Genomic DNA, 14072 nt, shown 5'->3' on the forward strand with positions numbered 1-14072 from the left:
CGTTTTTATTCTATCGATCCGGCCCGGCGTGCGGTGCAATAGACGCACATTCCATCCGGGCGCATGAGTCGAGTCGAAGCGCTTCCGGCCATCGCAACACGCAAGACACAACGCACAAGGCACGCCATGAACGTCAGCGTCTTCGATCTGTTCAAGATCGGCATCGGTCCATCCAGCTCGCACACGGTCGGGCCGATGATCGCCGCATGCCGCTTTGCATCGCACATCGAGGACGCGAATCTGCTCGGCTTCGTGCGGCGCGTCAGAGCCGGGCTGTTCGGCTCGCTCGGCGCGACCGGCAAGGGCCACGGCACCGACAAGGCGGTGCTGCTCGGCCTCGAAGGCAATCTGCCCGACCGGCTCGATCCTGAGCTGATCGAGCCGCGGCTGCGCGCGATCCGCGAGACCCGACAGCTCGTGCTGCTCGGCAAGCATCCGGTCACGTTCGACGAGCGCGAACATGTCGGCTTCTTCCGCAAGCTGATGCCGGGCGCGCCGGGCTCGGGCGTCGTGCATCCGAACGGCATGCGCTTCCAGGCCTTCGACGAGAACGGTCAACTGCTCGTCGAAAAAGAGTACTTCTCGATCGGCGGCGGCTTCGTCGTCAATCGCGACGGCGACCGCGTGAACGGCCGGCGCGCCAACGCGGAGGTGCCATATCCGTTTCGCACCGGCGACGATCTGATGCGCGTGTGCCGCGAAAGCGGCCTGTCCATCGCCGAAGTGACGTTGCGCAACGAATGCGCGACCCGGCCCGAGCCCGAAGTGCGCGAGGGCCTGCTGGCGATCTGGCGCACGATGGCCGCGTGTGTCGAGCGCGGTTGCAAGGTCCGCGGCGAACTGCCCGGCCCGATGCACGTGAAGCGCCGCGCGGCCGAGCTGTGCGAGCGCTTGCGCGCACGCTCGGAGGAATCGCTGCGCGACCCGCTGTCGATGCTCGACTGGGTCAACCTGTACGCGATGGCCGTCAACGAGGAGAACGCCGCGGGCGGCCGGGTCGTCACCGCGCCGACCAATGGCGCGGCCGGCGTGATCCCGGCAGTGCTGCACTACTACGTGAAATTCATGCATGCGGCGAACGACGCCGGCATCGTCGACTTCCTGCTGACCGCCGCGGCGATCGGCATCATCTACAAGGAAACGGCGTCGATCTCCGGCGCCGAGGTGGGCTGCCAGGGCGAAGTGGGCGTGGCCTGCTCGATGGCCGCCGCCGCGCTTGCGGCGGTGATGGGCGGCACGCCCACCCAGGTCGAGAACGCCGCCGAAATCGGCATGGAACACAACCTCGGCATGACCTGCGATCCGGTCGGCGGGTTGGTGCAGATTCCGTGCATCGAGCGCAACGCGATGGGCGCGATCAAGGCGATCAACGCGGCCCGCCTCGCGATGAAGGGCGACGGCAAGCACGTGGTGTCGCTCGACAGTGTGATCCGCACCATGCGCGAAACCGGCGCCGACATGAAGACGAAATACAAGGAGACGTCGCGCGGCGGACTGGCCGTGAACGTCATCGAGTGTTGAACCGCTACACCGCATCTGCAAAACCGCAAAGGACCGACGATGAGCCGCTATTCGATATTCAGCCTGCTACGCAACGGGATGTCGTATCACGAGAACTGGGAGCGGCAATGGCGCAGCCCCGAGCCTAAACGTGAATACGACGTCGTGATCGTGGGCGGCGGCGGGCACGGTCTCGCGACCGCGTACTACCTCGCGAAGGAGCATGGCGTGCGCAATGTCGCGGTGCTCGAGAAGGGCTGGATCGGCGGCGGCAACACCGCGCGCAATACGACGATCGTGCGGTCGAACTACCTGTGGGACGAATCCGCCGCGCTCTACGAGAAGGCGATGAAGCTGTGGGAAGGACTCGCGCAGGATCTGAACTACAACGTGATGTTCAGCCAGCGCGGCGTGATGAATCTCGCGCATACGCTGCAGGACGTGCGCGACACCGAACGCCGCGTCAACGCGAACCGCCTGAACGGCGTCGACGCCGAATTTCTCACGCCCGCGCAGATCAAGGAACTCGAGCCGACCATCAATCTGAACAGCCGCTATCCGGTGCTCGGTGCATCGATCCAGCGGCGCGGCGGCGTGGCCCGGCACGATGCGGTGGCGTGGGGCTTCGCGCGCGGCGCCGATCAGGCCGGCGTCGATATCGTGCAGAACTGCCAGGTCGTCGGCATTCGCCGCGACGGCAGCCAGGTGATGGGCGTCGACACGACGAAGGGTTTCATCAAGGCGAAGAAGGTCGCGGTGGTCGCGGCCGGCAACACGTCGACGCTCGCCGACATGGCCGGCGTGCGGCTGCCGCTCGAAAGCCATCCGTTGCAGGCGCTGGTGTCGGAGCCGATCAAGCCGGTCGTCAACACTGTCGTGATGTCGAATGCGGTCCACGCGTATATCAGCCAGTCCGACAAGGGCGATCTCGTGATCGGCGCGGGCGTCGATCAGTACACCGGGTTTGGGCAGCGCGGCAGCTTCCAGGTCATCGAGGGCACGCTCGAGGCGATCGTCGAAATGTTCCCGGTGTTTTCCCGCGTGCGGATGAACCGGCAGTGGGGCGGCATCGTCGACGTGTCGCCGGACGCGTGCCCGATCATCAGCAAGACCGATGTGAAGGGACTGTATTTCAACTGCGGCTGGGGGACGGGCGGCTTCAAGGCGACGCCCGGCTCGGGATGGGTCTATGCGCACACGATCGCGCAGGACGAACCCCATCCGTTGAACGCGCCGTTTTCGCTGGACCGGTTCTATACCGGTCATCTGATCGATGAGCATGGCGCTGCCGCCGTGGCCCACTAGTCGACAAGGAGACACAGATGCTGCTGATCGAATGCCCCTGGTGCGGACCCCGCGCCGAAACCGAATTCACGTGCGGCGGCGAGGCGGACATCGCCCGCCCGCTCGACACGGACAAGCTCACCGACAAGGAATGGGGCGACTACCTTTTCATGCGCAAGAATCCGCGCGGCGTGCATCGCGAGCAATGGTTCCACACACAGGGCTGCCGCCGCTGGTTCAAGGCGCAGCGCGACACCGTCAGCTATGCGTTTCAGGGCTATCAGACGTTCGAGCGTCCGTTGCTGGCGCTGGACAGCCGCGATACACAGGCAGCAAACGCACAGGTAAAGGCACAGGAGGGCAAAGCATCATGAGCCAGAAAGACCGACTCCCGACCGGCGGGCGCATCAATCGCGCGATCGCGCTGAGCTTCACGTTCAACGGCGTCGAGTATCAGGGTTATCAAGGCGATACGCTCGCGTCCGCATTGCTCGCGAACGGCATGCATTTCGTCGCGCGCAGTTGGAAATATCATCGGCCGCGCGGCATCGTGACCGCAGGCGTCGAGGAGCCGAACGCGGTCGTGCAACTGGAGACCGGCGCCTACACGGTGCCGAACGCGCGGGCCACCGAGGTCGAGTTGTACCAGGGGCTCGTCGCGAGCAGCGTGAACGCGAAACCGAGCATCGAGAAGGACCGCATGGCGATCAACCAGAAGATCGCGCGCTTCATTCCGGCGGGCTTCTACTACAAGACCTTCATGTGGCCGCGCAAACTCTGGCCGAAGTACGAGGAAGCGATTCGCGACGCGGCCGGCCTCGGCACCGCGCCGCGACAGCGCGACGCGGACCGCTACGACAAGTGTTTCGCGCATTGCGACGTGCTGGTGGTCGGCGGCGGCCCGACCGGGCTCGCGGCCGCGCACGCGGCGGCCTTGTCCGGCGCGCGGGTGACGCTCGTCGACGATCAGCCCGAGCTGGGCGGCTCGCTGCTGTCCTGCGGCGCGGAGATCGACGGCAAGCCCGCGCTGCAGTGGGTGCGGAAAATCGAGGACGAATTGCGGCAGTTGCCCGATGTGAAGATCCTGAGCCGCAGCACCGCGTTCGGCTATCAGGACCACAATCTCGTCACGGTCACGCAGCGCCTGACCGATCATCTGCCCGTGTCGCAGCGCAAGGGCACGCGCGAACTGCTGTGGAAGATCCGCGCGAAACGCGTGATTCTCGCGACCGGTGCGCATGAACGGCCGATCGTGTTCGGCAACAACGATCTGCCTGGCGTGATGCTCGCGTCGGCAGTGTCTAGCTATCTGCATCGGTATGCGGTACTGCCGGGTCGCAATGCGATCGTGTTCACGAACAACGACGACGGCTATCAATGCGCGCTCGACCTGAAAGCGGCCGGCGCGCAGGTGAGCGTCATCGATCCGCGCGCGGGCGAATCGAAGGGCACGCTGCCGGCGCTCGCGCGCCGCCATGGCATCAAGGTGCTGAACGGCGCGGTCGTCACGGCGGCGCATGGCAAGCTGCGCGTCGCGTCGGTGTCGCTCGCCTCGTATGCGAAAGGGCAAATCACCGCTCAGCAGGGCCAACTGCCGTGCGACCTGCTCGCGATGTCGGGTGGCTGGAGCCCAGTGCTGCATCTGTTCGCGCAGTCGGGCGGCAAGGCCCATTGGCATGACGACAAGGCCTGCTTCGTGCCGGGCAAGGCGGTCCAGCCTGAGACCAGCGTCGGCGCCTGCGCGGGCGACTTCACGCTCGGCCAGGGCATCCGCTTCGCGGTCGACGCCGGCGTCGAAGCGGCGCGCGCGGCCGGGCACATCGTCGCGCGGCCAAAGCCGGTGCAGGTCGCCGAACTGAGCGAAACGAAGCTGGAACCGCTGTGGCTCGTCGGCGGACGCGAGTTGGCCACGCGCGGGCCCAAGCAGTTCGTCGATTTCCAGAACGACGTCGCGGCGGCCGATATCTTCCTCGCGGCGCGCGAAGGCTTCGAATCCGTCGAACACGTGAAGCGCTACACCGCGATGGGCTTCGGCACCGACCAGGGCAAGCTCGGCAACATCAACGGCATGGCGATTCTCGCCCAGGCGCTCGGTAAGACCATTCCCGAGACCGGCACGACGACGTTCCGGCCGAACTACACGCCAGTCACGTTCGGCACTTTCGCCGGCCGGGAATTGGGCGAATTGCTCGATCCGGTGCGCAAGACGGCGGTGCACGAATGGCACGTGGAACACGGCGCGGCGTTCGAGGACGTCGGCAACTGGAAGCGTCCGTGGTATTACCCGAAAGCGGGCGAGGATCTGCACGCGGCGGTTGCGCGCGAAGCGCTCGCGGTGCGCACGAGCGTCGGCATTCTCGATGCGTCGACGCTAGGCAAGATCGATATTCAGGGCCCCGATTCCGCGAAACTGTTGAACTGGGTGTACACGAATCCGTGGAACAAGCTCGAAGTCGGCAAGTGCCGCTACGGCCTGATGCTCGACGAAAACGGCATGATCTTCGACGACGGCGTGACCGTACGCCTCGCCGAGCAGCACTACATGATGACGACCACCACCGGCGGCGCGGCGCGTGTGCTCACGTGGCTCGAACGCTGGCTGCAAACCGAATGGCCCGACCTGCGCGTGCGGCTCGCGTCGGTCACCGATCACTGGGCAACTTTTGCAGTAGTCGGTCCGATGAGCCGCAAGGTGCTGCAAAAGGTCTGCGACGACATCGACTTCGCGAACGCGGCGTTTCCGTTCATGACGTATCGTGAAGGCACCGTCGCGGGCGCGGCGGCGCGCGTGATGCGCATCAGCTTCTCGGGCGAACTCGCGTATGAGGTGAACGTGCCGGCCAACGTCGGACGCGCGGTGTGGGAAGCGTTGATGGCCGCGGGCGCGGAGTTCAACATCACACCGTATGGCACCGAGACGATGCACGTGCTGCGCGCGGAGAAGGGCTACATCATCGTCGGCCAGGATACGGACGGCTCGATGACGCCGCACGACCTCGGCATGGGCGGGCTCGTCGCGAAGTCGAAGGACTTTCTCGGCAAGCGCTCGCTCGCACGCCCGGACACCTCGAAGGCGGGACGTAAGCAACTGGTCGGGCTGCTCGCGGAGGATGCGGCGTTCGTGATACCCGAGGGCTCGCAGATCGTCGCCGGTCCGTTCCAGGGCGACACCGCGCCGATGCTCGGGCACGTCACGTCGAGCTATTACAGCCCGATTCTGCAACGCTCGATCGCGATGGCGGTCGTCAAGGGCGGTCTCGACAAGATCGGCACGACCGTCACGATTCCGCTCGCGAGCGGCAAACAGATCGCGGCGAAGATCGGGAGTCCGGTGTTCTACGACAGCGAAGGAGCACGTCAACATGTGGAATGAAACAGGCGGAACGGTGTCCATCGTGGACCGCACGCTCGGGCGGCAAAACGGCGCGTGGCAGGAGTCGCCGCTGGTCGGTGTGGATGGGCTGCTGAAACAGCATCAGGCCAACGCGACTGCCGCGTTCCGGCTCGGCGAGCGGCCATTTCTCGAACTCGTGAACGTGCGCGGCGATACGCGCGACACGGCGTTCATTCGCGCGGTGGAACAGGTGATCGGCTGCAAGCCGCCGGAGAAGCCGAACACCGTCGCGCGCGGCAACGGCTACGACATGGTCTGGCTCGGCCCGGACGAATGGCTCGTGCGTTCGGAGACCGCGCACGATGCGACGCGCACGGCGCCGTTGCAGGCGAAGCTCGGCGCGGCGTTCGCGGGCGTGTTCGCATCGGCGGTCGATGTGGGCAGCGGCTATACGGTGCTCGAAATCACCGGCACGCGCACGCGCGACGTGCTCGCGCGCGGCTGTCCGCTCGATCTGCATCCCAAACTTTTCGGCCTGGGGCAGTGCGCGCAGAGCCACTATTTCAAGGCGTCGATCACGTTGCTGCCCACGGGCACCGACAGTTTCGACATCGTCGTGCGTCGCAGCTTCGCGGATTACTTCGTCAGGATCATGCTCGACGCCGCCGAGCCATTGATGTGCTGAGCGACGCGCGGTTCGCTTTGCTGATTTCGCCATGACGTCGGCACGCGCGGCCACCTCGCTTCTCACGGCACGCGCGCGCGATGAGCGCGATGCCGGCGCCGCGCTCGCGCTGCTCGATCAAAGTATCGCGCTGCGTCATCGGCGCATTGCGCTGATCCGCTATCTGCTCGCGCGGGAGCTCGGTGCGCCGCTCGAAGCGCGGCATCATGCGTACGTCGAGAAAATCGCGGCCCGTCTGAGCGCGGATGCGCTCGCGCGGATCGCCGGCGCAGCGCGTGCGCGGCTGCGCCCGTAAGTCCACGCCGTATCAGGGCTTGCCGCCATCCAGCGCCGTGAGGATCTGATGCGCGGCGCTCACGCGCGCTTCGTTTGGGAAATTGCGATTGGCGAGCATCACGATACCGATGCGTTTTTGCGGCACGAACGCGACATACGCGCCGAAGCCGTTCGTCGATCCGGTCTTGTTGATCCAGACGTTCTGCTGCGGCTGCAGCGGCGGTTTGATTGCGGTCGACGGCGTGCCGTTCAAGGCCATCTCGAGCGAGTTGCCCGCTTGCAAGGTGCGCAACTCGACCGGATACGGGTACTGCTCCCACATCAGATCCTGGGTCAGCACGCCGGACTGGAAGTAGCCGGTATGCGTGTCCGTGATCGCGCGCTGCCACTGACTGTCGAGCGGAATCAGGTTCATGTTGGCCTGCACGTAACGCAGCATATCCGCGGCGGTCGACTTCACCCCGTAGGCTTCGGCGGAAATCACGCCGCCCGTCAGACGGACCGGCGCGCCGTCTTTCGCATAGCCCTGCGCATAGTCCGGCATTTTCGCCGCGGGGACGTCGATGTAGCTGTTCTTCATGCCGAGCGCCGGAAACACGCGTTGCTGCATCAGCACGGTGAAATCCTGCCCCATGGTCTTCGCGGTGATCAGGCCGAGCGTGCCGATGCCGGGATTCGAGTAGGTGCGGAACGTGCCCGGCGCATGAGCGGGCTCCCAGTCGTGGAAGTACCGCAGCAATTGCGCGTCGTTATGGATGTCGTCCGGCACCTGGAGCGGCAGACCGCCAGGCGTGTGCGTGCCGAGGTTCAGCAGGCTGACTTTGCCGAACGGGCGGCCGCGCAGCGTCGGCAGATAGCGTTCCGTGTCGTCCGACAACGACAGCTTGCCGTCGAGCTGCGCATACGACGCGAGCGTCGCCGTGAAGGTCTTGCTGACCGAGCCGAGTTCGAACAGCGTATCGCGTGTGACCGGCTTGCCGGTTTGCGTCGATGCGACGCCATAGTTGTAGACGTAGGGCTTGCCGTTGTCGATCACGCCGATCGCCATGCCGGCGATATGGTACTTCGCCATTAGCGGCCTGATCGCGGCATCGATGGTCGGTTGGAGTTGCGCGGCGGTGGGCTCGGCCGCGTGGCCGACGGGTGAGATCGCGCAGAGCGTGAACAGCGCGAACGTGGCGGTTGTTATCAGTTTGAGCGCTCGGGTCTTCATGGCAAACGGGGCCTCGGTCGGGGGAGTGTGAATCGGTGGATCGGCGATTCGGCTGAGGCAGCACTATCGGGCTTTTGCGAACCGCTGGCAAACGAGGATATGTTGCGCGGGGGTAAAGAAAAAGTTGTAGGCCGCAACGCGAGCGACGCCGGCGTTGTCGGTTGTAGCCAAACGCGTGTCGGGTTCGACACAGGTGTCGCTCCGGACGGCCCGCTACGCTGGTGAAACGGCGCGCCGCGCAGCGTGCGGGGCGTGCCGCTCACGAACATGGAGACGAGACAATGAGCAGCAATCGCGGCGTCGTGTATCTGGGGCAGGGCAAGGTCGAAGTGCAGTCGATCGACTATCCGAAGATGGTCGATCCACGCGGCCGTTCGATCGGCCACGGCGTGATCCTGAAAGTGGTCAGCACGAATATCTGCGGCTCCGATCAGCATATGGTGCGTGGCCGCACGACTGCCGAGGTCGGCCTGGTACTCGGGCACGAGATTACCGGCGAAGTGATCGAGGTAGGGCGCGACGTCGAGACGCTGCAGGTCGGAGATCTGGTGTCGGTGCCGTTCAACGTCGCCTGCGGACGCTGCCCGACTTGCAAGGCGCAGCATACGGGAGTGTGTCTGAACGTTAATCCGTCGCGCGCGGGCGGCGCGTATGGTTATGTCGACATGGGCGGCTGGATCGGCGGGCAGGCCGAATACGTGCTGGTGCCGTACGCGGACTTCAATCTGCTGAAATTTCCGGACCACGCGCAGGCGCTGGCGAAGATCCGCGACCTGACGTGCCTGTCCGACATTCTGCCGACCGGCTATCACGGCGCGGTGATGGCCGGCGTGAAGCCTGGCGCGACCGTCTACATCGCGGGCGCCGGACCGGTCGGCATGGCGGCGGCCGCGTCCGCGCGCCTGCTGGGGGCGGCCTGCACGATCGTCGGCGACATGAACGAGGCACGCCTCGCGCATGCGCGCAAGATGGGCTTCCAGACCATCAATCTGTCGAAGGATGCGACGCTCGGCGAACAGATCGAGCAGATCGTCGGCAAGCCCGAAGTGGATTGCGCGGTGGACTGCGTCGGCTTCGAAGCGCACGGTCATGGCAGCAGCGGCTCACACGAGGAAGCCCCGGCCACGGTGCTCAATTCGCTGATGGAAATCACCCGCGCGGCCGGCGCGATCGGCATTCCCGGACTCTACCTGACCGACGATCCGGGCTCGGCCGATGCCGCCGCGCGTCGGGGCAGCCTCAGCTTGCGTTTCGGGCTCGGCTGGGCCAAGTCGCATTCGTTTCATACCGGGCAGACGCCGGTGATGAAGTACAACCGCGATCTGATGCAGGCGATACTTTGGGATCGTTTGCCGATCGCCGATATCGTCAACGTGACGGTGGTGTCGCTCGACGATGCGCCCGAGGGCTACCGGCAATTCGACGGCGGCGCGCCGAAGAAGTTTGTGATCGACCCGCACGGGTTGTTGAAGGCGGCTTGAGGTTCGTTGGCCGCTGGTATCAAGCGGCCATCACCGGCGCATTCGATAGCGAAGGCACCTGCTTGCGACGCTCGCGCGTCGGCGCGGTGCCGAACGCATCGCGATAGCTCTTCGAGAAGTGGCAGGCCGACTGGAAGCCGCAGGCCATCGTGATGTGCATGATCGACATGTCGGTCTGCAACAGCAGTTCGCGCGCGCGCCGCAGGCGCAGTGTCAGATAGTAGTGCGTCGGCGTCATGCCCAGATGTTCGCGGAACAGCCGTTGCAACTGCCTTTGCGACATCCCGGCGAGCCGCGCCAGTTCTTCGCGCGACAGCGGCTCCTCGATGTTGTTCTCCATCAGCGAGATCACTTCGAACAGCGACTTGTTGGCCGAGCCGAGCCGCGCGACGAGCGGCATCTTCTGCTGCGCGCTGGTGTCGCGCACGTGTTCGACGATGAACTGCTCGGCGATCTGCGTGACGCGCGCAGTACCCACGCGCGGCGCGATCAGGTTCAGCATCATGTCGAGCGGCGCGACGCCGCCGGTGCAGGTCACGCGATCACGATCGATCACGAACAGTTCTTTCAGAAAGCGCGTATCGGGAAACTCTTCCTTCAGCGCCGACATGTTTTCCCAATGGATCGCGCACGCATAACCGGCCAGCAGGCCGGCGCGCGCGAGCGCATAGGTGCCCGTGCAAAGACTGCCCAGCACGCAGCCCATGCGCGCGAAACGGCGCAGCGCGGACAGATGCTCGGCGGTGGTGGAGCGCTGCACGTCGATGCCGCCGACCACGAACACGATATCGGGTTGCCCGACGCATTCGACCGGACCCGTATCGACGGATAGCCCGTTGCTCGCCATGACCGGCCCGCCGGCGGGACTCACGATCGACCAGCGGTAAAGCGTCTGGCCCGTCAGATAGTTCGCCATGCGTAGCACTTCGATCGCGTTCGAGAAGGCGATCATCGTGAAGTTGGGTACCGGCATGAATGCGAAATGCGACAACGATGCCGTGCGATCGGTGGACATGGGAACGGTGATTCCTGATGTAAATGTCGCGTCGCCGTGGGGAGGGCGACTATCTGAATTCTGAGTATCAGGGCAACTAACGTGCCATCAGGCTAAACCCTTGGATACTGCGCACAAAGCCTGGAATAGCTAAGCAATCGACTGATGAAAGCATCCGCGCGGCACCGGAACAGCGCGGCGACGCCCTTGCAGCGCACCCGATCGGCGCAGGAATACTGCGTCGTAGTGCAGCGCTGAGCGCGCGGATCGCGCCGACTTGTCGAAAAAGGTTGCGCATGGCGGAAAAGGCAAAGAACGCGTCTGAATTCGTAAATAGACGCGCCGGATGACCGTCAAGAATAGACCCAAGGCAAAGCGGTAGCGCGATCCCGCCGGCAACCCGCAGCGGCCTTCCCGTCAACGATCTCACGGACCTTCCATGTCGAACCCGAATCCCTTCTTCGAAGACTCGCTAGCGGCGCGCGACCCGGCCGTGCGCGGCGCCATTCTGAAAGAGCTCGAGCGTCAGCAGTCGCAAGTCGAGTTGATCGCGTCGGAAAACATCGTGTCGCGCGCGGTGCTCGACGCGCAGGGCTCGGTGCTGACCAACAAGTACGCGGAAGGGTATCCGGGCAAGCGTTACTACGGCGGTTGCGAATACGTCGACGCGATCGAGACGCTCGCGCTCGATCGTATCAAGCAGCTGTTCGACGCGAAGTTCGCCAACGTGCAGCCGCATTCCGGCGCGCAGGCGAACGGCGCGGTGATGCTCGCGCTCACCAGGCCGGGCGATACGGTGCTCGGCATGTCGCTCGACGCGGGCGGGCATCTGACGCACGGCGCGAAACCCGCATTGTCGGGCAAGTGGTTCAACGCGGTGCAGTACGGCGTGCGGCGCGACACGATGCTGATCGACTACGAGCAGATCGAGGAACTGGCGCAACAGCACAAGCCGACGCTGCTGATAGCCGGCTTCTCCGCCTATCCGCGCGCGCTCGACTTCGCGCGGCTGCGCGCGATCGCCGATGGCGCCGGTGCGAAGCTGATGGTGGACATGGCGCATATCGCCGGCGTGATCGCGGCCGGCCGCCATGACAATCCGGTCCCGCATGCGCACGTGGTCACGTCGACCACCCACAAGACCTTGCGCGGTCCGCGCGGCGGATTCGTGCTGACCAACGACGAGGAGATCGCAAAGAAGATCAACTCTGCCGTGTTCCCCGGCTTGCAGGGCGGCCCGCTGATGCACGTGATCGCCGGCAAGGCGGTCGCATTCGGCGAGGCGCTGCAGCCGGGCTTCAAAACCTATATCGACAGCGTGCTCGCGAACGCGCGGGCATTGGGCGAGGTGCTCAAATCGGGCGGCGTCGATCTTGTGACGGGCGGCACCGACAACCATCTGCTGCTGGTCGATCTGCGGCCGAAGCGGCTCAAGGGCAATCAGGTCGAACAGGCGCTGGAGCGCGCGGGGATCACCTGCAACAAGAACGGCATTCCGTTCGATACGGAGAAGCCGACCATCACCTCCGGCATCCGCCTCGGCACACCGGCGGCCACGACACGTGGCTTCGGCGTCAGCGAGTTTCGCGAGGTCGGGCGTCTGATCGTCGAGGTGCTCGATGCGCTGCGCGCGTCGCCCGAAGGCGATGCCGCAACCGAACAACGCGTGCGCCGCGAGATTTTCGCGCTGTGCGAGCGCTTTCCCATTTACTGAGTACGCGTGGAGCAAACGATGAGTCAACTGCACGAGAACAGCATCATCATCGACGGGCTGAACATTTCGAAGTTCGAGCGCTCGGTGTTCGAGGACATGCGCAAGGGCGGCGTGACCGCGGTGAACTGCACGGTGTCGGTCTGGGAGAGTTTTCAGAAGACCGTCGACAACATCGCCGAAATGAAGCAGCAAATCCGCCAATACAGCGAGATCCTCACGCTGGTGCGCACCACCGACGACATCTTCCGCGCCAAGAAAGAGAACAAGACCGGCATCATCTTCGGCTTCCAGAACGCGCATGCGTTCGAGGACAACCTCGGCTATATCGAAGCGTTCAAGGATCTCGGCGTCAACGTGGTGCAGCTTTGCTACAACACGCAGAACCTGGTCGGCACCGGCTGCTACGAACGCGACGGCGGTCTGTCCGGCTACGGGCGCGAAGTGATTCAGGAGATGAACCGCGTCGGCATCATGGTCGATCTGTCACATGTGGGCGGCAAGACGTCGTCGGAGGCGATCGCGGCGTCGAAGAAGCCGGTCTGCTATTCGCATTGCTGTCCGTCCGGGCTCAAGGAGCATCCGCGCAACAAGACCGACGAGCAGCTCAAGGAGATCGCGGACGCGGGCGGCTTCGTCGGCGTGACGATGTTCGCGCCGTTCCTGAAGCGCGGACCGGAGGCGACCGTCGAGGACTATATCGAGGCGATCGAGTACGTGGTGAACCTGATCGGCGAGGACCAGGTGGGGATCGGCACGGATTTCACGCAGGGCTACAGCACCGAGTTTTTCGACTGGATCACGCACGACAAGGGCCGTTATCGCCAGTTGACGAACTTCGGCAAGGTCGTGAATCCCGAAGGCATTCGCACGATCGGCGAGTTTCCGAACCTGACCGCCGCGATGGAACGCGCCGGCTGGAGCGAGACGCGCATCCGCAAGATCATGGGCGAAAACTGGGTACGGGTGTTCGGCGAAGTCTGGAAGGTGTGAGCTTTAGCCCTTGTTTTCATAGCGGATACGAAACGGAGTCTCCAAATGCAACCGCAACTGCCTATCGACGTCGATCCCGACACCGGCGTCTGGACCACCGACGCGCTGCCGATGCTGTACGTGCCGCGCCACTTCTTCACGAACAACCACGTCGCCGTCGAGGAAGCGCTCGGCCGCGACACATACGCCGGGATTCTCTACAAGGCCGGTCACAAGTCCGCCTATTTCTGGTGCGAGAAGGAAGCGAAGCAACATGGTCTTGCCGGCATGGCGGTATTCGAGCATTACCTGAACCGTCTGTCGCAGCGCGGCTGGGGCATCTTCAGGATCATCGAAGCCGATCCGGCCAGCTCGCATGCGCGGATCGAATTGCGGCACTCGTCGTTCGTGCTCGCGCAACCGGGCAAGACCGGCAAGCTTTGCTACATGTTCGCCGGCTGGTTCGCGGGCGCGATGGACTGGGTCAACGATACCGCGCCCGACGGCGCGCGCAAGGGCCCGCCGTCGCAGTCGAAAGAAGCACGCTGCGCGGCGGAGGGACACGAGCACTGCGTGTTCGAAGTCTCGCCGCTCGCGTCAATCTAATCCGAGCATTCCGAGG

At 64.6% G+C, this 14072-nt stretch carries 12 protein-coding genes; 10 read left to right on the plus strand and 2 right to left on the minus strand.

The features are described from left to right. The first annotated feature begins 126 nt into the window (after window positions 1–126). From OKW41_RS11160 to OKW41_RS11185, 6 genes are read left to right on the plus strand one after another with little or no spacing between them, the layout of a single operon-like run. Window positions 127–1521, plus strand: a complete 1395-nt coding sequence (locus OKW41_RS11160) for an L-serine ammonia-lyase (protein WP_429572511.1) — start codon at window positions 127–129, stop codon at window positions 1519–1521. 39 nt (window positions 1522–1560) lie between these two features. Beyond that, window positions 1561–2805, plus strand: coding sequence for a sarcosine oxidase subunit beta family protein (locus OKW41_RS11165; protein ID WP_429572512.1), 1245 nt, complete (start codon window positions 1561–1563; stop codon window positions 2803–2805). Window positions 2806–2822: 17 nt separating this feature from the next. Beyond that, on the plus strand, window positions 2823–3158 hold the full coding sequence (locus OKW41_RS11170; RefSeq protein ID WP_429572513.1) for a sarcosine oxidase subunit delta: 336 nt from the start codon (window positions 2823–2825) through the stop codon (window positions 3156–3158). Next, complete coding sequence (locus OKW41_RS11175; protein ID WP_429572514.1) at window positions 3155–6157, plus strand: sarcosine oxidase subunit alpha family protein; 3003 nt, start codon at window positions 3155–3157, stop codon at window positions 6155–6157. Before OKW41_RS11170 ends, OKW41_RS11175 begins: the two co-directional genes overlap by 4 nt. Then, window positions 6147–6803: a sarcosine oxidase subunit gamma gene (locus OKW41_RS11180; RefSeq protein WP_429572515.1), complete on the plus strand. Its 657-nt coding sequence runs from the start codon at window positions 6147–6149 to the stop codon at window positions 6801–6803. The genes OKW41_RS11175 and OKW41_RS11180 overlap by 11 nt, the downstream gene beginning before the upstream one ends. 31 nt (window positions 6804–6834) lie before the next feature. Then, the gene (locus OKW41_RS11185) at window positions 6835–7098 is read left to right on the plus strand and encodes a hypothetical protein (RefSeq protein WP_429333907.1); all 264 of its coding nucleotides are present in this window, start codon (window positions 6835–6837) and stop codon (window positions 7096–7098) included. Window positions 7099–7110: 12 nt separating this feature from the next. On the opposite strand, the gene ampC is transcribed toward OKW41_RS11185, so the two are convergent. After that, the gene (gene ampC / locus OKW41_RS11190) at window positions 7111–8292 is read right to left on the minus strand and encodes a class C beta-lactamase (protein WP_429572516.1); all 1182 of its coding nucleotides are present in this window, start codon (window positions 8290–8292) and stop codon (window positions 7111–7113) included. A 281-nt stretch (window positions 8293–8573) separates the two neighbouring features. On the opposite strand from ampC, the gene fdhA reads away from it, so the two are divergent. Then, entirely contained in the window at window positions 8574–9773 is a 1200-nt protein-coding gene (gene fdhA / locus OKW41_RS11195) for a formaldehyde dehydrogenase, glutathione-independent (RefSeq protein ID WP_429572517.1), read from the plus strand. A gap of 19 nt (window positions 9774–9792) precedes the next feature. Here the strand turns inward: fdhA and OKW41_RS11200 are convergent, their stop codons facing one another. Beyond that, a complete protein-coding gene (locus OKW41_RS11200) occupies window positions 9793–10788 on the minus strand; it encodes a GlxA family transcriptional regulator (protein ID WP_429353764.1) in 996 nt (331 codons plus the stop codon). 418 nt (window positions 10789–11206) lie between these two features. On the opposite strand from OKW41_RS11200, the gene OKW41_RS11205 reads away from it, so the two are divergent. The 3 genes from OKW41_RS11205 to OKW41_RS11215 are packed head-to-tail and all read left to right on the plus strand — an operon-like array spanning window position 11207 to window position 14056. Beyond that, window positions 11207–12481 carry a serine hydroxymethyltransferase gene (locus OKW41_RS11205; protein ID WP_429572518.1) on the plus strand — a complete coding sequence of 425 codons (1275 nt, stop codon included), beginning with the start codon at window positions 11207–11209 and terminating at the stop codon, window positions 12479–12481. Window positions 12482–12499: 18 nt separating this feature from the next. After that, complete coding sequence (locus OKW41_RS11210) at window positions 12500–13471, plus strand: dipeptidase (protein ID WP_429572519.1); 972 nt, start codon at window positions 12500–12502, stop codon at window positions 13469–13471. Window positions 13472–13516: 45 nt separating this feature from the next. Further along, window positions 13517–14056, plus strand: a complete 540-nt coding sequence (locus OKW41_RS11215) for a DUF5943 domain-containing protein (protein ID WP_018425095.1) — start codon at window positions 13517–13519, stop codon at window positions 14054–14056. The last annotated feature ends 16 nt before the right edge of the window (window positions 14057–14072 follow it).

It is taken from the genome of Paraburkholderia sp. UCT70 (assembly GCF_050434085.1).
GTDB lineage: Bacteria > Pseudomonadota > Gammaproteobacteria > Burkholderiales > Burkholderiaceae > Paraburkholderia > Paraburkholderia tuberum.

Coding starts and splice junctions, on each gene's coding strand:
- OKW41_RS11160 (WP_429572511.1), top strand. CDS start 127: ATGAACGTCAGCGTCTTCGATCTGTTCAAGATCGGCATCGGTCCATCC.
- OKW41_RS11165 (WP_429572512.1), top strand. CDS start 1,561: ATGAGCCGCTATTCGATATTCAGCCTGCTACGCAACGGGATGTCGTAT.
- OKW41_RS11170 (WP_429572513.1), top strand. CDS start 2,823: ATGCTGCTGATCGAATGCCCCTGGTGCGGACCCCGCGCCGAAACCGAA.
- OKW41_RS11175 (WP_429572514.1), top strand. CDS start 3,155: ATGAGCCAGAAAGACCGACTCCCGACCGGCGGGCGCATCAATCGCGCG.
- OKW41_RS11180 (WP_429572515.1), top strand. CDS start 6,147: ATGTGGAATGAAACAGGCGGAACGGTGTCCATCGTGGACCGCACGCTC.
- OKW41_RS11185 (WP_429333907.1), top strand. CDS start 6,835: ATGACGTCGGCACGCGCGGCCACCTCGCTTCTCACGGCACGCGCGCGC.
- ampC (WP_429572516.1), bottom strand. CDS start 8,292: ATGAAGACCCGAGCGCTCAAACTGATAACAACCGCCACGTTCGCGCTG.
- fdhA (WP_429572517.1), top strand. CDS start 8,574: ATGAGCAGCAATCGCGGCGTCGTGTATCTGGGGCAGGGCAAGGTCGAA.
- OKW41_RS11200 (WP_429353764.1), bottom strand. CDS start 10,788: ATGTCCACCGATCGCACGGCATCGTTGTCGCATTTCGCATTCATGCCG.
- OKW41_RS11205 (WP_429572518.1), top strand. CDS start 11,207: ATGTCGAACCCGAATCCCTTCTTCGAAGACTCGCTAGCGGCGCGCGAC.
- OKW41_RS11210 (WP_429572519.1), top strand. CDS start 12,500: ATGAGTCAACTGCACGAGAACAGCATCATCATCGACGGGCTGAACATT.
- OKW41_RS11215 (WP_018425095.1), top strand. CDS start 13,517: ATGCAACCGCAACTGCCTATCGACGTCGATCCCGACACCGGCGTCTGG.